Origin of the sequence: Thermanaerothrix solaris, assembly GCF_032334255.1 — a bacterium.
GTDB lineage: Bacteria > Chloroflexota > Anaerolineae > Anaerolineales > Anaerolineaceae > Thermanaerothrix > Thermanaerothrix solaris.
Window position 1 is genome coordinate 1,566,040 of sequence record NZ_JAUHMF010000001.1, and the last position, 20,839, is coordinate 1,586,878.

At 58.4% G+C, this 20,839-nt stretch carries 22 protein-coding genes; 20 read left to right on the forward strand and 2 right to left on the reverse strand.

Annotated features, from left to right (window positions below; all coding sequences use genetic code 11):
- Positions 1–26 precede the first annotated feature (26 nt).
- The 20 genes from QYE77_RS07210 to QYE77_RS07305 all read left to right on the forward strand — a co-directional run bounded on the left by QYE77_RS07210 (position 27) and on the right by QYE77_RS07305 (position 18,483).
- Complete coding sequence (locus QYE77_RS07210; protein ID WP_315624701.1) at positions 27–803, forward strand: hypothetical protein; 777 nt, start codon at positions 27–29, stop codon at positions 801–803.
- A gap of 174 nt (positions 804–977) precedes the next feature.
- Positions 978–2,459, forward strand: coding sequence for a hypothetical protein (locus tag QYE77_RS07215; protein WP_315624702.1), 1,482 nt, complete (start codon positions 978–980; stop codon positions 2,457–2,459).
- Positions 2,456–3,388: a formylglycine-generating enzyme family protein gene (locus QYE77_RS07220; protein ID WP_315624703.1), complete on the forward strand. Its 933-nt coding sequence runs from the start codon at positions 2,456–2,458 to the stop codon at positions 3,386–3,388. The genes QYE77_RS07215 and QYE77_RS07220 overlap by 4 nt, the downstream gene beginning before the upstream one ends.
- 30 nt (positions 3,389–3,418) lie before the next feature.
- Positions 3,419–4,267, forward strand: coding sequence for a protoheme IX farnesyltransferase (locus tag QYE77_RS07225; RefSeq protein ID WP_315624704.1), 849 nt, complete (start codon positions 3,419–3,421; stop codon positions 4,265–4,267).
- Positions 4,268–4,270: 3 nt separating this feature from the next.
- Complete coding sequence (locus QYE77_RS07230; RefSeq protein WP_315624705.1) at positions 4,271–4,888, forward strand: hypothetical protein; 618 nt, start codon at positions 4,271–4,273, stop codon at positions 4,886–4,888.
- 38 nt (positions 4,889–4,926) lie between these two features.
- Positions 4,927–5,637, forward strand: coding sequence for a hypothetical protein (locus QYE77_RS07235; protein WP_315624706.1), 711 nt, complete (start codon positions 4,927–4,929; stop codon positions 5,635–5,637).
- A 194-nt stretch (positions 5,638–5,831) separates the two neighbouring features.
- Entirely contained in the window at positions 5,832–6,797 is a 966-nt protein-coding gene (locus tag QYE77_RS07240; RefSeq protein ID WP_315624707.1) for a MerR family transcriptional regulator, read from the forward strand.
- A gap of 109 nt (positions 6,798–6,906) precedes the next feature.
- On the forward strand, positions 6,907–7,878 hold the full coding sequence (locus QYE77_RS07245) for a MerR family transcriptional regulator (protein WP_315624708.1): 972 nt from the start codon (positions 6,907–6,909) through the stop codon (positions 7,876–7,878).
- A 2-nt stretch (positions 7,879–7,880) separates the two neighbouring features.
- Positions 7,881–9,116 carry an MFS transporter gene (locus tag QYE77_RS07250; RefSeq protein ID WP_315624709.1) on the forward strand — a complete coding sequence of 412 codons (1,236 nt, stop codon included), beginning with the start codon at positions 7,881–7,883 and terminating at the stop codon, positions 9,114–9,116.
- Between the two features lie 2 nt (positions 9,117–9,118).
- A complete protein-coding gene (locus tag QYE77_RS07255) occupies positions 9,119–9,568 on the forward strand; it encodes an SRPBCC family protein (protein ID WP_315624710.1) in 450 nt (149 codons plus the stop codon).
- Between the two features lie 13 nt (positions 9,569–9,581).
- Positions 9,582–11,084 (forward strand): phytoene desaturase family protein, encoded by a 1,503-nt coding sequence (locus QYE77_RS07260; RefSeq protein ID WP_315624711.1) that lies wholly within the window; start codon positions 9,582–9,584, stop codon positions 11,082–11,084.
- A 78-nt stretch (positions 11,085–11,162) separates the two neighbouring features.
- Positions 11,163–12,650, forward strand: coding sequence for a phytoene desaturase (locus QYE77_RS07265; protein ID WP_315624712.1), 1,488 nt, complete (start codon positions 11,163–11,165; stop codon positions 12,648–12,650).
- A gap of 18 nt (positions 12,651–12,668) precedes the next feature.
- Positions 12,669–13,595, forward strand: a complete 927-nt coding sequence (locus tag QYE77_RS07270) for a phytoene/squalene synthase family protein (protein ID WP_315624713.1) — start codon at positions 12,669–12,671, stop codon at positions 13,593–13,595.
- 138 nt (positions 13,596–13,733) lie between these two features.
- Positions 13,734–14,999 (forward strand): diaminopropionate ammonia-lyase, encoded by a 1,266-nt coding sequence (locus QYE77_RS07275; protein WP_315624714.1) that lies wholly within the window; start codon positions 13,734–13,736, stop codon positions 14,997–14,999.
- Positions 15,000–15,188: 189 nt separating this feature from the next.
- A complete protein-coding gene (locus QYE77_RS07280) occupies positions 15,189–15,749 on the forward strand; it encodes a 2'-5' RNA ligase family protein (protein WP_315624715.1) in 561 nt (186 codons plus the stop codon).
- A gap of 35 nt (positions 15,750–15,784) precedes the next feature.
- On the forward strand, positions 15,785–16,609 hold the full coding sequence (locus QYE77_RS07285; protein ID WP_315624716.1) for a hypothetical protein: 825 nt from the start codon (positions 15,785–15,787) through the stop codon (positions 16,607–16,609).
- Positions 16,610–16,732: 123 nt separating this feature from the next.
- On the forward strand, positions 16,733–17,128 hold the full coding sequence (locus tag QYE77_RS07290; protein ID WP_315624717.1) for a YlbF/YmcA family competence regulator: 396 nt from the start codon (positions 16,733–16,735) through the stop codon (positions 17,126–17,128).
- A 24-nt stretch (positions 17,129–17,152) separates the two neighbouring features.
- Positions 17,153–17,527 (forward strand): YlbF family regulator, encoded by a 375-nt coding sequence (locus QYE77_RS07295; protein WP_315624718.1) that lies wholly within the window; start codon positions 17,153–17,155, stop codon positions 17,525–17,527.
- Between the two features lie 34 nt (positions 17,528–17,561).
- On the forward strand, positions 17,562–17,837 hold the full coding sequence (locus QYE77_RS07300; protein WP_315624719.1) for a thioredoxin family protein: 276 nt from the start codon (positions 17,562–17,564) through the stop codon (positions 17,835–17,837).
- Positions 17,838–17,850: 13 nt separating this feature from the next.
- Positions 17,851–18,483, forward strand: a complete 633-nt coding sequence (locus QYE77_RS07305; RefSeq protein WP_315624720.1) for a hypothetical protein — start codon at positions 17,851–17,853, stop codon at positions 18,481–18,483.
- 5 nt (positions 18,484–18,488) lie between these two features.
- Here the strand turns inward: QYE77_RS07305 and QYE77_RS07310 are convergent, their stop codons facing one another.
- Together QYE77_RS07310 and QYE77_RS07315 are read right to left on the reverse strand one after the other, a co-directional pair.
- Positions 18,489–19,760, reverse strand: coding sequence for a PQQ-dependent sugar dehydrogenase (locus tag QYE77_RS07310; RefSeq protein WP_315624721.1), 1,272 nt, complete (start codon positions 19,758–19,760; stop codon positions 18,489–18,491).
- Between the two features lie 99 nt (positions 19,761–19,859).
- Positions 19,860–20,801: an ADP-ribosylglycohydrolase family protein gene (locus QYE77_RS07315; protein ID WP_315624722.1), complete on the reverse strand. Its 942-nt coding sequence runs from the start codon at positions 20,799–20,801 to the stop codon at positions 19,860–19,862.
- Between the last annotated feature and the right edge of the window lie 38 nt (positions 20,802–20,839).

Consider the following 20,839-nt stretch of genomic DNA (forward strand, 5'->3'; position numbering starts at 1 on the left):
ATACCTTACACCATGAGGAGGTTGTCATGAAGAATCGTCAAATAGTAGGGGGCATCCTGGCGCTCATTGCCGCGGCCATGGGGATCATCGGTCACATCGTCCTCTTCCTGCAATGGTATCGCATCGGGATGAGCGCCGAATCGGCAGAGCCCGGGTGTGAAATTCTGCTCAAGTACATTCATCCAGTCATGGCCGATTTCGGCCTGCTGGCAGGGGTGCTATTCGCTGTGAGCGCCTACGGCTTTTTCAGCGGGCGCAATTGGGCGTTCTTCCTCACCACGATTGGGCTGGTGCTAGCGTTGCTGGGGTCGTGGTTTGTCAATGTACCCTACATGGCCGCCGGCTTACCACCGGTATACTTTCCGCTCTTTTGGCCTTATCTGCTGTTGTACTTTCTGTTCCTGCGCCTGATTGGCAAGATTAGCTGGCAACAAACATTGTTCGCACTCTTTACCGGCATGGCATACATCTTTTGCTGGATGAACGGGGTATCGAGCACCAGCCGCATCATCACCCACGGCGATCCAATCTTCACCTTGGTTCAGCGCCTGCATTGGGTGGCTATGATCGGTTGGGCAGTCGTGACAATTGCGGTAATTCATAAACCGCGTGAGTGGGTACGGGTGACCAGCCTGGTAGCGGCAACAACCGAACTGGTGGTTGGCATCCCCCTGGCAGCGGTCACTGCTCAGCAATTAGGGCGCTTCTCGCTCTTTGCTTTGGCGCCACTGGCCAGCCTCGGTTTGCTGATCGTGTTGGTGCTTCCCAAAGCCTGGGACTACGTTGCCCCTGCCGGCCAATAACCGCGACGAAAGTACCCTGCCCCGAACGGCGATACGTTCGGGGCAGGGATGGCTTTAATAAGCCGTTGGCCTACACAATTTAACTTTGGTCAAAGCCTCGGGACGACTTTGTGATTATTCTAACAAATAGGGCTCATCGGCGCCCCAGGGCTAAAGCGAATGGGAGATTGACATATGCGCGAACTCGGCAGACGCTTGGAGTATCTCTTTTCGTCCACTAAGGGGTTGATCCTGGTCGCGATTGCCATGATTGCGCTGGAAACGGCGCTATTTGGCCTGCTTTCCGGGCCCATGGCGGATTTGGGGGTGCGGGATTGGGTCATTAAGACCCTGGGAATGCGCCTTTTACCCGCGGAGCGCGAGGGTCGGATCATTATCCTCTATCACACGATTGCCATGGCTGTCATTGCCATTGAAACCTATCTGATCACGGCTTTGGTGGGTATGGCGTCTTTCTATCGTACCGCCGTGCGCGTGCTGATTACGGTGGGATACCTGACCGCCATGATTTTCGGCCTGGGGTTCGCCTATTGGGGGCATAACTGGGCGTTTCATGGCTTATATCTGGTCGGTCTGACGTTGATCTTCTTTGCCGGGGTGTTGCTGTGCATTGGATTATGGCCGTGGAACAAGGCCTATCGGGTGCGTGATCCGGCTTATGCCCATACCCGCAGTGGTATAGATTTGGAACGGGTAGCCTTTTTTGCCACGGCGCTCACCACAGTCATCTCGGCGATCTTCGGGGCGGTGCCGGGAGCCTACTACGCCAACGGTTTTCAGACCTTTCTGGCCGAAGATATTATCCGCTTACCGGAGAAAACCGGCTTGCAGTACGCTGTTATCGGTCATCTCCACATCATGCTGGCATTGATCGCGATTATGCTGACCCTGATCATCGGAAGATGGTTGGATTTCAAGGGCATTTTGCACAAAATTGCCATGCCGCTGATGATCCTGGGTACGCTTGTCCTCAACCTGGGGGTCTGGGGAGTGGTCACGCCCTTAGAGCCCATTGCGCACATGATCATTTACGTAGGGGCAACCCCGGCCATGCTGGCAGCATTGATGCTGGTGATCTTTGGGTGGGATCAATTGATCCGTGAAGGCACCCGTGATGTACCCAAACCCAGCGCGGGGCAAAAATTACGCGCTTTATTACGCGACCCCTTACGGTTTGGGCCGCTGTGGCAAATGGTGTTTATGAATTTCACCGTTAGCGGGGTGGGCATTTTTGTCGCCGTACGCCTGGACGAAATCTTCCGCCAGTGGCCGTCGCGTGAAGAGCGTTTGATCCTCACCGGGCACTGGCATGTGCTCTCGGCCATTATTGCGACCATCATCCTGCTTTATTACGGTGACCTGATCGGCTTGAAAGGATGGGTGCGCCGCCTTTATGGTTGGGGAATTATTCTCTTCTCTGATCTGGCGTTTGCGGCAGTTACGGTCTATGAACTCAAACGCCTGGTGGTTAGCGAGGCTCGTCAGCAGCCGCTGGTGAATACTGTCTTGCTATTGGTGGATATTGGGCTGGGGATGGTGTTGGTAATCCTGGCGCTGCTGCTCATCTGGCGGTTGCTGGATTTGTTCCGACGGGAGGGGCGCTGGACGGTTGAGGCCAATCAAACAGATCCGGCAGAGATGGAGGTCAAGGCATGAAACGGCCAATGAGATGCGGGTTTCGGACACTTTGGACACGGTGGGGATTAATGCTTGCGCTGATGTTGGCGGTAACTGCCTGCCAACCAGTGGTGGCAGCCACGCCGCTGCCGGTTTACGATACCGGAGTTGACTCCGAGGCCTGGGCAGTAATACCGGCAGGGCCGTTTTTAGCGGGTCAGTTTAACACCCCAACTAACCTCACGCACACCTTTGCCATGATGGTCACGGACGTTACGGTGGAACAGTATGTGCGTTTTCTTAATCAGGCCATGACTGAGGGCAAGCTGCGCGTGCAAGGGAACCAGGTGGTGGGGTTTTATCCAGGCGATCCGTTTCACGGCGCCAAGCACGAAGAAGAAATCCCGCCTCAAGATTACGTTTATGTCCCACTCAATGAACCTGATGCCCCATTTGTTTATGTCGAAGGTGTCTTTGCGCCCAAAACCGGTTATGCCTACCATCCAATGACCTACGTCTCATGGTTTGGAGCGTGGGGGTATTGCCGTTATTACGGCTACCGCTTGCCCAGTAGTTTAGAGTGGGAAAAAGCCGCTCGTGGCGAGGATGGACGTCCATATCCCTGGGGGTGGGAGTTGACTCCGGCGAATGCCAATTACTACCACAGCGGTGATCCCTTCGAGGCCCCACAGATGGCAGGATCACGCACGACGCCGGTCGGCTTTTACAACGGAAAAACCTACGATGGTTTCACAACCCTGGATTCACCCAGCCCATACGGACTTTATGATATGGCAGGAAACGTATGGCAATGGGTAGGGGATATCACCGAGGGCATGCATTACCGGTTTATGCGCGGTGGGTCTAAAGACAACTATCCTCCTGATCTGCGGGTTTGGGTGACCAACAATGCGACGCCGTGGTATTTTGGGCCAGGAACGGGCTTCCGCTGTGTCCGTGAGCCTTAATCGCGCGTTGACCAGAGGCGAGAGGTGGCAATGGTAAGGGAACGAATTCGGCTGTATTTTTCATTGATCAAACCCCTGCAGACAGGCTTGCTGCTAACCACCGGCCTGGCCGGGTATATGAGTGCCCGCTGCCCGCTCTTTAACCTGGGGACATTACTGGAAGTGGCGGGCAGTCTGTTCCTGGCAATTAGCGGGAGCACACTCCTCAATATGTGGTGGGACCGCGACATTGATGCCAAAATGGGACGCACGTGCCGCCGCCCGCTGGCTGCTGGTGCTCTTTCTCCAACTGAAACCTTGTGGGTCGGGATAGCCCTTTCGTTGTTGGGAATAGGGTGGGCATGGTGGGTCTTTCCCACCTATGGGGGATTGGTCTTGGCAGGATGGTTCTTCGATGTAGTGGTGTATACCCTGTGGCTCAAACGCCGCACCTGCTGGAGTATTGTGTGGGGCGGCGTTGCCGGGGGCATGCCGGTATTGGCCGGGCGATCACTTGGCGTCGGCCATGTGGATGCAATTGGGATTCTGCTGGCGTTGGCGGTGTTGTTGTGGATTCCCACCCATATCATGACCTTTTCCTTGCGCCACCTTGAGGACTATCAGACCGCTGGCGTACCGACGTTTCCAGCTCGTTACGGCGCTGCCACAACGCGCACGATCATTTCGATTTCCAGCCTACTGGCTGCCGTGGCAATTACCCTGGCGGCAATTTTGTTGGGAATGGCTTGGGGTTACCTGCGCCTGCTTGCGGTTCTCTCCACCGGGTTGGTGATATTAGCCGTAGGGGCATGGTTCAGACCCACCGAACGCGTCAACTTCAGTTTATACAAGTACGCCTCCCTGTATATGCTGGCGGCGATGTTGCTTTTGGCGCTATAAGAGATGGTCTCGCTAACCTTGACCTCCCGTTCCAATCGGTTTGTGCTGTTGCTCGCGGCTGCGCTGGCAGGATGGCAAATTGCCCACGGACTTCCCGAGGGCACCCCCTTGCCCATGGTGGCATATACGATGGGATTTGGGGTTCTTCTGTTGGCGTGTCTATGGTTGTTCCTGATGGGGCTGGAGGTGCTGGAACATCCCTTGGTAGTGGTCGTGGCGGCGCTGGTACCCCTAAGTTTTTCATTAGGATTGGTGGGGGAGTATTGGCCTCAGGGCATGACGGTTTTCATCCCGTTTGCAGTAGTAGGGTTGATCGGTATCGCCTACAGTCGCATGGGCAAGCTATCGTCGCGGTTGGGTGTGCTTATGGTTGCGCTGGTTCACGGCGTGGCCGGGTTGGTGATTTTGGGGGTGCCCGTGTGGGCCGTGGGGCAAGGCCTGGCCCGGCCGGGCGTCCTGGGGATCAGTGCAGGCGGCGCATGGATTGGCCTGAGTGGATTAGCCCTGCTCGGTCAGCGTTTGAGATGGATTTCAGGCAAAATGGATGATGTCACACGTTTATTACCCTGGTCGTTGCTGCTTACTCTGGTGTTCCTTGTCATTGGATTCAACCTTCGTTAGGCGCCTTACCTCAAAAATCATGCGTTAGGGAGGAAACCATGAACACTTATCCCAAGCAGTGGCGTTTTATGCGCGGCATCGCCATTGTGATGTTGGCAGTCACAGCGTTATTCACCCTGGCCAGCGGCTTGGGCACATCCTGCGTTGCCATCAACCCCACCGGGTTTGGACCCTCAATGGCGCCACTGGCGCGTTATCAGTGGCTCTATGGGCTCTTTGTAGTCATTACCACGCTGCTGGGCGTGATCGGTGGGGTGGCCGTGGTGCAATTGATTCGCGGGCGCAGGGGGGCTTATCGCCTGGCGCTCATTGCGCTCGGGGGTGGTGTTGTGATCGGCGTTATTCATATGCTCGTCTCGCGGGCATTGCGCGGAAAATCCATGCCGGTGGATGTGGTGGTCTATATCACCTTGCTTACCCTGGCCGTTTTCCTGGTGCTGGGAGGGCGAAAATGGCGCGGTATGTTTGAGCCGCAGGGAACACCCCCCACGGATTCCGGTGGCCCTCTGCTCGCTGCACTGACCCTGATCATCGGTGGTGTGCTTACGTTAAACCTGCCGCATCTCATGGCTGCCACCCATACCTGGAATGGGATCAACTGGGCGGCAAGTTTTCCGCCCCTGACCCTGGGTATGGGTTTGGGTCAAATAGCGATGGGACTCAGCATGCTGGGCTGGCGCGTTCTTCGCCAACTACGCGATAAGCGCTTGCTTACAGAGGGCAGGGTTTCCACGGTCTCATCTTCCTAACCAAAAGCCTTTGGTCGTCTTTGTCGTCGCGCCCAACATTTACGGGCGCGACGATGTTTTCCAAGGGGTGAGGCTGAAAATCGCCCCTTTTTCCTCCATGATTATACAAAAGGGGCTATACAAAGGCTGTAAATTATGCTAAACTCTGTACAACAGATCGGCAGATGTTTCGGCGCTACCCAAAGGAGGAACCAATGCCCACCATCCTTGAATTATCCGATGAACCCAAATACACGATCAAAGCCGTCAGCGCCCAAACCGGCGTGCGCCCGGTGACCCTGCGCGCCTGGGAGCGCCGTCATGAGGTGCTCACTCCCCACCGCTCGGAAAACCGCTATCGGCTGTATTCCGAGCGCGATGTGGCCATCCTGCGCTGGCTCAAAGACCGCACCGATAGTGGTCTCAGCATCAGCGAGGCTGTGGCAGAACTACGGCAAATGGTGCGCAACGGCCTGTGGCCGGAAGCCGTGCCTACCGCGCCGCAAGCCAAGACGCAGGCCACAACGGTTGGCCCCGAGGTCTATGCCAACCAGTTATATAAGGCATTGATCCGCCATGATGAGATGCGCGCGGGGGAACTCTTCCGTGAAGCCCTGGCTGGCTACGATCTGCCTGTCCTCTTCGAGCAGGTGCTCGTCCCCTGTCTGACCCAAATTGGCGAGGCGTGGTATCGTGGCGAGATTCGCGTCACCACTGAGCACTTTGCCAGTTCATTTTTGCGCGGGAAGTTGCTGACCTTGTTCCAAACCTATCCTATTCGCCGCGGTAGCGCCTATATCATGGTGGGCGGCGCCCCGTATGAACAGCATGAATTGGGCAGCCTGATGTTTGCCATCCTGCTGCGCAGCGAGGGTTATCGCGTGGAGTACCTCGGCCCGGATATTCCCCTCGATGATCTGGTGGACTATGCGCGCGAGGAACGCCCGGCGCTGATCGTCCTGGCGGCCTCAGCGGAGGAATCGGCATTGGCCATGCGCCGCCTGCAGGAAAAACTGGCCCGTCTGCGCCCGGCGCCACTGTTCGGTTACGGCGGCGCCGCGTTCAACCAACGGCCGGATTTAGTCCAGCGCGTGCCGGGCATCTACCTGGGCGCAACCCTCTCGGCCGGGGTTGAGAAAGTCCGTACCCTGTTCACGGCTGTTTCTCGGACCGGGCGTTAGATAATCAGGTCTACCAACCTTATACGCAGGTCATACACGATCCGTTGCGCGTGGTAAGATAACGCTAACGATCTTAATGGTTAGGTTAGCGTTGTGATAAAGAGTTTAGATGAACGCCTCTGAGATAAACCACGATCCGTATACCCCGGTCTATAACATTAAGGCGGTCTCGCGTTTGGTGGGGTTGTTGCCAGTGACCCTACGCGCCTGGGAGCGGCGCTATGGTTTGCCGCGCCCTCACCGCGGGCAGCAGGGATACCGCCTTTATTCCGAATATGACCTGCGCCTACTGCGTTGGCTCAAGCAGCAGGTGGAAGCTGGATTGAGCATTGGTCGCGCGGTGGAATATTGGCACGAACTGCGGGCGCTGGGGCGCGATCCGGCTGCGGAACAACTCGCTCCTGCGGCGGTGATCGAATCCGTCTCTCCCTCTTACCTTGCCCAGGAACTTTATGCCGCCCTGACCCGTTTTGATGAGGAAGCCGCGGCAGAGGTGGTGCGCCGCGCGTTTGCGCTCTACACGGTTGATCAGGTGCTCACCGAGGTCATCCAGCCAATGTTGGTGACGATTGGTGAGGCGTGGCATCGCGGTGAATTACCGATTGCGGTGGAACATTATGCGACGCAGTTTTGTTTACAACATCTCATGAGCATGCTGGCAGCCTCGGCACCCCCCAGTCGTCCGGGTGTCATTGTGGCGGGGTGTGCCCCTGGTGAGCTGCACCAGATTGGCTTGTTGATGCTGGTGGTCATGTTGCGTTGGCGGGGGTGGGATGTGAAATATCTGGGTCAGGATCTTAAACTCGAGGGCATGGCTGAAGCCCTGGCTCCACTTAAACCGCGCTTGTTACTCTTTACCGCCACCCGCCCCGAGTCGGCGCAGAACCTGCTCGGCCTGCCCGATGCCCTGGCGCGCTTCCCGGAACCTAAGCCCTGGGTAGTGTTGGGCGGGCAGGCGTTTGAATCTCTGCGCCTACCGGAGAGCATTCCAGCGATTTACCTCAATGCACCCCCTTCAGAGACGGTGCGCCTTATCGAACGTCTGATGCAAGAACATACCCCACGTAGAAGGATCCACTAACCATGTTGCGTCAAAATCGCCGTTTATTCGCCATTTTTCTAATCGTCTTTATTGATTTGCTCGGCTTCGGGTTGATCCTGCCCCTGCTGCCCTATTATGCCGAAACCTTTGGGGCAACCGATTTTCAGGTTGGTCTGTTGGTGGCCGTGTATGCGGCGGCACAATTCATCGCCACGCCAATCTTAGGGCGTCTCTCCGACCGCGTCGGGCGGCGCCCGGTCTTGCTCATCAGCATTGCCGGCAACCTGGTGGGATTCATTATCCTGGCATTGGCCCGATCGTTGGGGATGCTGTTTATAGCGCGGATTATTGCTGGCTTTACCGGTGGGAATATCAGTGTGGCACAAGCCTATATCAGCGACGTTACGGATGCGCGCAGCCGTGCTCGCGGCCTGGGCTTGATCGGGGCAGCGTTTGGCTTGGGCTTTATTATCGGCCCGGCGCTGGGCGGCGTGCTTTCGCAGTGGGGCTTCGCCGTGCCGGCATTGGGTGCTGCAGCCCTTTCTCTGCTCAACCTCATCCTTGTGGCAGCCTGGTTACCCGAATCGTTGACCCTTCAGGCGCGGCAGGAAGCGCAAGCCCGTCCCCCGCTCACCTTGCGGGCAATGGTAGAGGCTTTGCGTAAACCCCTGGTTGGGCCGTTGCTTCATACGCGCTTCTTTTTTGCGATGGCTTTTTCGACTTTCCAGACCATTTTTGCACTCTATGCCCTGCGCCGTTTCAATCTCGGCCCGCGTGAAACGGGCTACATCCTGACCTATGTAGGTGTGCTCTCTGTATTGGTGCAGGGCGTGGCGGTGGGAAAACTCACCCAGCGTTTCAGTGAACGGGCGCTGATTCTGGCGGCCACTGCTCTGATGGCGCTCTCGCTGTTAGGGTGGGCATGGGCGCCAAGTGTGCCGATATTACTGGTGATCCTAGCCCCCACGGCTCTGAGCGGCGGCGTGCTCAATACGGTGATCAACAGTGCGATTAGCAAAGTAGTTGCCCCCACCGACGTCGGGGGGACACTGGGCATTGCTTCCGCCCTCGAAGCGCTCACCCGCATCCTTTCCCCGGCTTTGGGCAGTTTGCTATTGGAACAGTTCGGCCCGTGGGCGCCGGGATTGGCCAGCGGCGTTCTGTTGCTCTGGCTGACCACTTACGTGTGGCGATATGTCTATCGCATTGCCGTGGTGCCGGCGGAAGTAGCAATCAGGCCAGACCCGTCTCCCCAACTGGAGCGTCTGTCGGATTAACCATGCCCGAATTCCGCACCCGTTACAGGGTAAAAGCACCCCTTTCGGCGGTAGTCAAATTTCATGAGCGTGAGGATGTTTTAGCGCGCCTTACCCCGCCTCCATTACAGTTGGACGTGCTCGCGCGCGAGCCGCTGGCTGAGGGATCACGCCTGGTTTTCCGCCTCGGTTTGGGGCCACTTGGGATAATCTGGGAAGCCATCCACCAGGATGTGGATCTGCAACACGGTTTTACCGATGAGCAACGGCGTGGTCCGCTTCAATTCTGGCGGCATCGGCATACGTTTTTCCCTCAATCTGACGGATATACGGTGATCGAGGAGCACATCACTTACGCCTACCGCCCGGGTTGGCGTTCGCTCTGGACGTGGCTGGTCTTTTCGCCCTTGGGGTTACACCTCTTATTTGCCTACCGCCGTTGGGCGATAAGACGAGCGCTGGAACAGACATAATGGGCGGAGACGTATGACAGGGGGTATAACACACTATCCAAGGGAGACGCGCACCGCCCTTATCATAGGGACGGGGATGGGAGGCCTAACTGCAGCAGCGCTTTTGCTCAAAGCCGGCTGGCGGGTGATCGTTCTGGAAGCCCAGACCTACCCGGGCGGCTGTGCAGGGACGTTTTACCACCGTGGTTATCGTTTCGATGCCGGGGCGACGCTGGCAGGTGGCTTTGAACCCGCCGGTCCACACACTCGTCTGGCTGAGACTCTCGGTCTGACCTGGCCGGTGCAGCCACTTGACCCCGCCTGGGTGGTTCACCTCGACGGGCATCAGATTCATCAATGGGCGACGCGCGAAGCGTGGCGTGAGGAGCGGGCACGGCATTTCGCCGCGGGAGAGTCCTTTTGGCAAACCCAAGAACGCCTGGCCGATGTGGCTTGGAGGATCTCTCAGCGTCACTTTCCCTGGCCACCTCTAACTTTCAACGATATCGTTGCCGTTGCCCGCGCCGCTACTCCCGCGGTCATCGGGGCGGCGCCAATGGCTTTCAGGTCCGTAGCGCACCTCTTGCCCCGTTCAGCCTCTCCTCAACTACGCGTTTTTTTAGACGCTCAGTTGCTCATCTCCGCCCAAACCACGGCAGGTTCGGCCAATGCCCTATATGGATGTGCGGCGCTCGATTTACCTCGGCGTGGGGTGTGCTACGTGCAAGGTGGGATGGGAAACCTGGCGCAAACGCTGGTTACCTGGATTCGCGCGCACGGCGGTGAGGTGCACTATCGTCACCCGGTGGAGCGTGTGGTGGTGCAGAATGGGCGTGCTGTGGCAGTGGTGACCAAGGCCGGTGCCATCTTTGAAGCCGATGTCATTTTAGCCAATGTGACGCCGTGGTCATTGCATCAACTGCTTAACGGCGCCGTACCCCCTGGGTTACGCCGAGATGTGCAGCATCGTCCACCGACTTGGGGCGCCTTTACCCTTTATGTGGGGGTGCGCGCCGAAGCCCTGCCACCTCATACCCCTACTCACCATCAGGTCATCCTCGATCCTGGGGCACCGTTGGGTGAGGGCAATTCGGTATTCATCTCTATTTCCCCTGCTGACGATCCTACCCGCGCACCGGCCGGCATGCGCGCACTCACCCTCTCGACCCACACAGCAGTAGCGCCATGGTGGCAACTTGACCCCGAAGCCTATCTGCGGCGGCGCGAGGCCTATACCCAACGTTTGCTGGAGGCGCTCGAGGTGGTTTTTCCGGGAATAAAATCCGCGCTTCACCTCTGTTTGCCGGGCACGCCCCGCACGTTTGCTTTTTATACCCGCCGTTGGAGAGGGGTGGTGGGCGGTTTTCCTCAGACTTCATTGTGGCAGGCCCGTGGTCCTCAAACCGGCTTGTCCAACCTGTGGTTGGTGGGTGATTCGGTGTTTCCGGGCCAATCTACGGCGGGAGTAATTCTGGGAGCGGCGCGCGTGGTAGCCCATCTTTTAGGAAAACCCACTCTATTGCAGGCAAAAGTTTGACAAACCCTATACATCACTCAGGACGTAGCGCAGGCTTGTGCTATAACCGTAGTTAATCATGTTGCGGAGGTGAATGCAATGTTAAAAAGCGTCATCGTGATCGGGTCGGGCTTTGGGGGATTGGCCGTGGCCATCCGCCTGGCAGCGCGGGGGTTCCGGGTCACTATTTTAGAAAAGCGGGATAAGCCCGGCGGACGGGCGTATGTGTATGAACTGGACGGCTTCAAGTTTGACGGTGGCCCAACTGTGATCACGGCGCCGTTTCTTTTTGATGAATTATTCGAACTGGCCGGGCGCAAGCGCGAGGATTATGTCACCTTCGTCCCTGTTAATCCCTTCTATCGCATTTTCGACCCGGAAGGTCGCGCCTTTGACTACAACAATCAAAACGATTTCATTTATGCCAACATTGAACGCTGGAACCCGGCGGATAAAGAGGGGTATCGGCGCTTCCTGGAGAGCACCCAGCCAATCTTTCAAAAGGGGTTTTTGGAATTAGCGGATAAGCCTTTCACCCATCTGACCGATATGCTTAAGGTGGCGCCGGATCTGGTGCGACTGCGCTCTTATTTGAGTGTTTATCAATATGTGTCACGCTTTATCCAAAACGATTTTCTGCGCCAGGTCTTTTCGTTTCATCCCCTGCTCATCGGTGGGAATCCCTTTGATTCCAGCAGCATCTATGCCATGATCCACTACCTGGAACGCGAGTGGGGGGTTTACTTTGCCCTGGGTGGTACCGGTGCGCTGGTCACCGCTCTAGTGCGCTTGTTTGAGGAATTGGGTGGAACTCTGGTGCTCAATGCCGAAGTAGATCAAATCCTGGTGGATGAACGGCGACGACAGGTGCGCGGGGTGCGCTTGAAGGATGGCACCATCCTTCCGGCGGATATCGTCGTATCCAACGCGGATGTAGCATTTACCTACCGTTACCTGATCCCCGAGGCCCATCGGCGCAAGTACACCAACCGCCGCCTTGAGCGCATGCGTTACAGCATGTCGCTGTTTGTGATTTACTTTGGCACCCAGCGGCGCTATCTGGACAGTCGCCTGGCCCACCACAACATCATCCTCGGCCCGCGTTATAAAGGCTTATTGGATGACATCTTCAAACACAAGGTTTTGGCCGAGGATTTTTCGCTTTATCTGCACATGCCGACCATCACCGATCCCTCACTGGCACCAGAGGGGCACGAAGCTTTCTATGTCCTTTCGCCGGTACCGCATCTGGGCGGGAACGTCAATTGGGAAGAAACCGCCGAGCCATACAAGAATCGCATCCTGGAATTTCTGGAAGCTAACTACCTGCCCGGCTTGCGCGAAAACCTGGTGGTGGAGCATTACATTGACCCATTGCACTTCCGCGATGTGCTCAACAGTTACCTGGGTTCGGCTTTCTCGGTTGAGCCGATCCTGACCCAATCGGCCTGGTTCCGTCCGCACAATCAGTCTGAAGAATTCTCCAACCTTTACTTCGTGGGTGCCGGCACTCACCCCGGCGCTGGCTTGCCGGGCGTAGTGTCCTCGGCCAAAGTCGTGGAGAAACTGATCCTGCAATCGCGCTAATTGCCGGAGGAGGTCACCATGCTTCAGGACGCCCTGCAACGCTTGCCCGCGGTTACTCGCCCGCAAGAAGCCTTTCGCCTTACCGAGGCAGTGATCAAGGCGCATTCGCGCACCTTTTTCTTGGCCACGGCGTTGTTACCACGGCGCGAACGGCAGGCGATCCGCGCGCTGTATGCCTTTTGCCGCGCAACCGATGACCTGGTGGATTCGCAATGCGCTTCACGTGCCGACCTGGAACGCTGGCGGGCGCAGGTGGCTTTGCCCCCTGAAGCACAGGCGAATCCTCTGCTCTATGCCTGGGCACTCGTACGGCAGCGCTACCACGTAGACCCCCGTTATGAGCAGGACCTGCTGGATGGGGTGGCGATGGATCTGGAACACTGTCGCTATGCCACCTGGGAGGAACTGCGCCTTTACTGCTACCGCGTGGCTTCGACGGTAGGGTTGCTTTCCATCCCCATTATCGGGTTGGTGCACGGCGTAACTTTTGAGCAGGCCGCTCCGTTTGCCATTGAATTGGGCATTGCGCTTCAACTCACCAACATCCTGCGCGATGTGGGCGAAGACGCGCGCAAGGGGCGGGTGTATCTACCGCTCGATGATCTGGCCGCCTTTGATCTGACCGTGCAGGATATCTTGGATGGGGTAATAGATGCGCGCTTCGTTGCGCTGATGCGGTTTGAAATCGCCCGCGCGCGGGAACTCTACCGCCGCGCCCTGCCCGGCATTCGCCTCTTGCACCCCCGTGCCCGCCCAGCGGTGGGGGCGGCGGCATTGCTCTACGCCGCCATCCTGGATGAGATTGAACGTATCGGCTACCAGGTGCATACACGACGGGCCCATACCACCACCTGGCGTAAACTGCGCCTCTTACCCACCATCTGGGTGCAAATCGGGCGTTTGCCACCCCTCGAACGCGTTCTCACCACCTCGCTGCCCCTATAATTGAATTAATGCGGCGTGATCCCACGCCCCCAATGCCGGAGGTGATAACAGCACCGTGAATAGGGACGGTGCGTTACATCCCACCGATTTTGGGGTTATACTAATATGAAAATGTCAGACAATTAAGCGAGGTGGTCCATGGGCAGTGAAAAACCGATTGAATGGCTGATCAACCCGCGCGCCCGCACCGGCTTTGACCCTCAGGTGGTGGAGTCATTGCTCCCGCCGGATGTGCCCTGGCGGGCGCGGCGCTTTCACCGCCAGTTGCCGGGCTACCGCATGAGCCCGCTGGTGGGCTTGCCCAACCTGGCGGCGCGGCTGGGGCTGGGGGGCATCTGGGTGAAGGATGAATCCCAACGCCTGGATTTGCGTTCGTTCAAGGTGCTGGGGGGCTCATACGCCATTTACCAGTGGGTGCGCCAGCGCCTGGGCATCACCGACCGCGAACTTTCATTCGCCGAATTGACCAGCAACGAATTGCGCGAGCGTCTGGGCGATATTACCTTTGCCGCCGCGACCGATGGCAACCACGGACGTGGGGTGGCCTGGTCGGCGGCGCAGATGGGCTTCAAGGCAGTTATCTACGTGCACAAACTGACCTCGCAACAACGTATTCAAGCCATCGAGCAAACCGGGGCGAGGGTGGTGGTGATTGATGGCACCTATGATGATGCCGTGCACCAGGTCAACGAGGATGCCCAACGCTACGGTTGGGTGGTCATCTCGGATACAGCCTGGGAAGGCTACGAAGACATACCTAAGTGGGTAATGCAGGGCTATACCACCATGCTCAGCGAGGCACAGGAGCAACTGGCCGCACAGGGGTTGAGCAAGCCCACCCACGTGTTCGTCCAAGCCGGTGTAGGTTCGCTGGCGGCGGCCACGCTGGGCTATTACGCCAATTTGTTCGGGGCGGAGCGCCCCTTAGGGGTGGTGGTGGAGCCGACCAAGGCGGCCTGCCTCTACCTCTCGGCACAGATTGGAGACGGCCAGCCGCACAAGTTCGAGGGCGAACTGGACACGATCATGGCCGGGTTGGCCTGCGGTGAACCCAACCCCATTGCCTGGCAGGTGCTGGAGCGCATCGCCGATGTGTTTGCGATTTGCCCGGATTACGTCGCAGCCAAGGGCATGCGGGTCTATGGGGTGCCCCTGCGCGGTGACCCGATGATCATCTCCGGCGAATCGGGGGCAGTGACGCTGGGGGCGCTGCTCTTCATCATGGAATACCCCGGTGCGCGTGAACTGCGCGATTACCTCGGCCTTGGCCCGGATTCACAGGTGCTGTTGATCAACTCCGAGGGCAATACCTCACCGGATGACTTCCGCTATGTGATGTGGGAGGGCGGTAACCCGGTGCCGGATGAGTATAAGATCTTTCGCAGCAGTCTGCGTGGTGGGTAGGGAAAATTGCGCCCATCCGGGTGACACTCCAGCGTCCTTGCCAGCCGAATCACCCCTCGCTGGCCAGTGGACGGGTGACGTTTTCGGCTACAATTAAGACTTGGCGGGTGTAGTTATGTGGGTAGTGGCGCCTGAGCATTGCAGGCGCGATGCTGGGATCTGACGTCGCCAGTCGTGGCCGGAGTGCCGATGAGTTTTGCGGTAGAACTGTATTTCGATCCCACCACGGATGCTATGGTGCGCCAGGCCTGGGATTACCTGGCCGAGGCTGGGGTGAGTGCGGTAATGCGGGAAAGCGGCTACCGCCCCCACCTGACTCTCGCGGTCAGTGAAAGCCTGGATCTGGATGGCGCCGGCATGGCCTTGGAAGGCCTGGCCAGGCGTTACCCCCCTTTTGCGCTGACGCTCTCGAGCCTGGGGGTTTTCCTCGCCTCCGAGGCAACCGTCTTTCTGGGGGTCACGGTGACCCAAACCCTGCTGGCATTGCATGCCGAATTTCAGGCCCGTATTCAGCCCTATGCCCAGGGGATTTGGGATTATTACCGCGTGGATGCCTGGGTGCCCCATTGCACCCTGGCGTTTAACTTACCCCCCGCACGGGTGCCTGAGGCGGTGGCTATCGGTCAGCAGATCCCTCTACCCATCCGGGCCCAAGTCGTTGCGCTGGGAATCACCGTGCTTTCTCCCGCTTCCAGCGAATTGCTGCGCCTTTTTCCCCTGGGCGATCCGCCGATTCTCGTCATGCCCTGAGCTGCTCACACCGATCCAGGTCTTGGAGGTGCCCGATGCGACAAGTTTCCCGCCGATTTACGGGATGGATGCTGGTCAGTACGGCTGTCCTGGGCCTCTTGATCAGCCTGATAGGGGTGGTAGGAATATGGTGGGTGCGCCCTCCGCTGACCCGTGCACTGACCTCAAGCACCAGGTTGGCCATTGGTGCTCTGGAAACCACCTCACAGGGATTGACGGTGGTGGCGCAAGCCCTCGACCTGGCCGATAGCAGCGTGGCCCGCCTGGAAGAGGCATTTACCACTCTGGTGACCTCGCTGGGCGATACGGTTGATGTGCTGGATACGCTGGTAACGCTAAGCGGGCGGGGCTTGCCGGCCACGGTACAAGCAGCTCAAGTTTCACTGCGTGCCGCCCAGACCAGTGCGCAGGTGCTGGAGGGGATGCTTTACGCGGTGACGTCAATTCCCTTCTTTCCGGGCCAGCCGTACAACCCTGAGAAGCCTTTGCATCAAGCCCTTGGGGAGGTGGCGACCAGTCTGGAGGGGCTGAATACATCCTTTACTACCCTGGAGACTAGCCTTGAGCAAACCGGGAGCAACCTGGGGCTGATTAAGACCGAGATCAAGCATATGCAAGAGGACATTCAGCACATCCGTGAGAGCCTGCAAGGGGCACGGGATGTGGTCAGACAATACCAAGATACTGCCGCGCGCCTGTTGGAACGTCTGCACTGGCTGGAGGTTAACCTGCCACGTCTGACCACGCTGGCGGCTATTGGTCTGACCATCTTCCTGATCTGGTTGGGGTTCAACCAGGTTGCCATGCTTTCACAGGGCCTGGAATGGCTGCGCCGCGATCCTTCGATACCGGATGCCTGAGTCGGTGACTTTTTCTAACGTCATCATCAAAGGGTGACATTCCGCACTGGACGGCAGGGGGTAAATCCTCTAAAATTCTATTCGTTCTTTTGAATGCAAATCTTAGCCTAAGGTGGCTTGCGTATGGATGAAACCCCGGTGGTAACCTCTTTCGACGATGCTGTGCTTCAGGCCCAGGTGCACGCCCTGGCCACGCTGATTCAGGAAACGGATGCATATCAGGCTTTTTTGCGCGCTTACAAAGCTGCCAGCGAGGACGCGCAGGTGCAACACCTGGCCGCTCAAATCCGCGAGCATAACCGGGCGTTGCAATGGGCTGAGGGCGATTATTTGGCCCATCAGCAGGCACTGGAAGCATTGCAGGCAGAGATGAACGCTCTTCCACTGATGCAGACGTATCGCCAGGCTGAAGCCGATTTGGTGCGATTATTCGCCGCGGTGGATCGGGAAATCAGCGCGGCGTTGGGTGTGCCGTTCGCGCGCAATGCCCGCCGCAGCGGGTGTGCCTGTGGTCGTTAATCGTTTTATGGATAGGAGGCAGGAATGACATTAAGCCCCGAGATAATTGCTGCAGCGCGGGCGTTAGGCGAAAGCCTGCGTCAACATCCCTTGGTTCAGGCTTATCATCATGCGGTGGCGTGTTTTGAAGCCGACCACGAAGCCGTGGACTTAGAACGCCGGTTGTATGCGTTATATACCGATTTGATCCGCCGCCAGGAAGAGGGCGAAACCCTCTCCCGCGCCGAGGTGCAGTTCTTCAATGATCTCAAACAGCGCGTTTATCAACATCCCAGCATCCAAGCGCGCGAGGCTGCCCTGTCCGCTCTCAAACCCCACCTGGCGAGCATTGCCAATGAATTGACGCTGCGCCTGGGGGTAGATTATAAGGCAGTTGTGCTCGCTGCCGGAGATGAGTAAGCGGTCTGAGTAGGCTGGACGGGAGGAAATGCTGATGCTCGATGTGAAAGTCTTAGGACCCGGTTGCGCCAAATGTTATGCCCTGGAGCGGGCTGCGCGGGGCGCCCTGGAACAATTTCTGCAGGAGCAACCCGGTCTGCCTGTGGCCTTTGAGCATATTGAGGATATTTTGGCCATTGAACAATACCCGGTGCTGTTCACCCCGGCCCTCGTGATCAACGATAAGGTTGTGTGTGCCGGGCGGGTGCCCAAGCGGGAGGAAATCCTGGCCTGGTATCGCCAAGCCGTGAATGCCCGGGGCGGGAATTGAGTACAATAAATCTGTGCGAAAGAAGGTTTTTCTGGCTCTGATCGGGATGCTGGTGGGGGCAGGTTGCGTGGTGGTGACCCCTTCCGCCCCGCTGGCAAGCCCGACCGCCCTTCCCACGACCTCAACGGTCACCTGGTTACCTTCTCCCGGTCTTACCATCCCGGTATCCACGCCAACGCAGATGCCTTCGCCTGCGCCAACCGCGATGGTGGATGCGCTGGTGCGGGGTGATTTAACGTCGGTGATGGCTCATACCCGCCGGGCGGTGGAGAACAACCAACCCGCCGCTCTGGCCGATTTGATCGGCGCCGAGGGGGTGACATTTGCGCCGTTTGCCGTGGGCGCGAACCCACCTGGCTATAACAATGCGGCAGAAATCATAGCCGCGCTAACGCCGGCCCTGGCAGTCGGGCATCCCGCCTGCCGCGGTTATAACCCAACCTATGGAGAAAATCCCGCCAAAGCCCTGGTCGTGTTTGAAAATCTGGATCTAGATTGGGAAGCCCTAAACTTAGACCCCAAAGACATCGTTGCGACCGGTTTCATCTTCTATCGCCGTGCGAGTGGCTGGGAATTAACCTTCATTGTGCCCCTGCCCGATTGGGCTTGGGAGACCCTGGAGACCACCCTGCAGCCCTGCCCGTAGATCGTTCAGGGAACGGGGACAACGCGGTAAATACGTAGGCCTTTGTCGTCGGAGATGTACATGGCTCCCTCCGGGCCAAAGATGACATCGGCGGGGCGGCCGTAGGTAGCAGCATCCCCACAAGGCTTGCCAGGGGCGCGGAAGCCGGTCACAAACGGCTCGGCGGCAATGGGCTGGCCGACCTCGTTCAAGAGGATGCGCTCCACTTTGCAATCACGGATGTTGCCCGCAGTGGTGTTCCAGGAGCCGTGATATGCCACATACAGGCTCTGGCGGTAGGCGGGCGGGAAGAGCGTGCCCTCGCCCAGAGTCATCCCCAGGGGGGCGCTATGGGCCGGGGCGGTAAAGCGCGCTGGGACCGCCTGATCACAGGTCTGCCCGGCGGGGAGGGCAATGCGGGTGTCTTGAACCTCTGGCCCGCTCACCACCCCCACCCCAGGGGTGTAGCAGTATGGCCAGCCATGCCAGGCACCGCCTTGTACCGGGATGACGATTTCCTCCGGGGGCAGGTCATCGCCCAGCCCGTCACTGCCGTTGTGATCGGCCCATAATTCACCGCCCGGTGTCCACAGAAAATCCACGCTATTACGCAGCCCCCAAGCCCACACTGGGCGGCGGCGCGGGTCGAGATCGGTAGCAAAGGGGTTATCCCCCGGAATGCTGCCATCAGGGTTGAAACGCAGGATGGCTGCGCGGCGGGGATCATCCTCAACACAATAATTGCAACTGGAGCCCGCGCTGACGTAGAGTTTGCCGTCCGGTCCGAAGTGCAGGGTACGACTGCTGTGACCAACTGGGGCGGGGATGTTGTCGGTGATCAGTTCGCGCGTTTCCAGGCTGCCGTTGCCATCGCCATCACGCAGGCGCTCGATGCGATCCCCTTCGGCGACGTAGAGCCAGCCATCACGCCATTCCAGCCCATGAGGTAGGTTCAAATCGCTGGCGACGATCTCGATGGTATCGGCGCGACCATCGCTGTTGCGATCAGGCAGGCGGGCAATCTGGCCGCTGTTCATCAGGCTGACGTAAAGCCAGCCGTCCGGCCCGAAGGCCATGAAGCGCGGGCGTTGGGGCAGGTTCTCAGCGAAAATGCGAATAGCAAAGCCGGGTGCCACCTGTAAACGCCGGCCCGCCTCATCCGCGGGGGGCAAGGGCGGGGCTTTACTGACCAGCGGCAGATAGAGCGTCATTCCCCCACCGCTTTGTGCTGCTGCCGTATGGCCAACGATCGTCCACCCGATACATACAATAATAACGATGATCCACCACCGCCACATGCCCTGCGTCCGCTCTCACACGCGATGCAATAAAAGTTCAAACACCGCTACGCGGTGTTATGCGATTTATTGCATCAATTTTATCTTAATAAGAGGGGCTCAGGGTTGCATATATAACGTAGCCAGGCGGTCGGCCAGGGCAACAAAGTCCTGCCAGCCCCAGTTGCGCCCGCTTTTGAGCGGATATTCGCCGCGTAGATTCAGCCGCCATTCCTCGGGGATGGCCTCTACCCCGTAGAGGGCACCGGCCAGCGCGCCAGTGACGGCACCGGCGGTGTCCGCATCCGCGCCTAAATTGACGGCTTGGATCAAGGCTTCAGCGAAGGAGTGGCTGTTGAACAGACTCCAAATGGCGGTTTCGAGGGTATGGCGCACCCAACCCGTGTTGCGCAATTCTTCGCGGCGGCGGCGCGGAGCCAGGCGGATGGCATAAGCCAGCCCTTCGGGCAACGGCGAGGCCAGGGCGAAGGCGGTTTCAAGGGCCTGTTCCAAATCAGCGCCGCGGATAAAACTGCCAAGCATGGCATTCAGAAAGACACACGCAGCCACGCACTCCGGGTGACGGTGGGTGATGCGGCATTGGGTGATGCTGGCCTCGCGCAAGGCATTCGCGTCGCGCCAATAAGCCAGTGCCACCGGCCAGGAACGCATCAGGGCGCCGTTGCCGGCGCTTTCGGGGCGCTCGCGCCAGACAGCTTCGGCGGCAGTGTCCCAGGGCTCACCCGTGATTAGACGGCTGAGCACGGCCTGGGTGTGGATGCCGACATCGGGCGGTTCGCTGGAATACCAGGCAGCAAAGCGCTGAGCCAGGTCATCGGGATCCAAGTAGCCGCGCTCCACCAGGGTGGTGGCGACGGCCAGGGCCAACTCGGTATCATCGGTAAAATGTCCGGCCGGCAACCGTCCGGGCAACATGGTGCGGATCAACGCGCGCGGGTGCGAGGCCAGGCCAAACTCCAGCGGCATACCCAACGCATCCCCCACGGCGGCACCCACGGCTACACCGCGCCAGCGGGATCGTTCAAGCCCTTCTTCGCCCATGAAAACCTCTTCTTAAGAATCCAAATGGAGATGAGAAT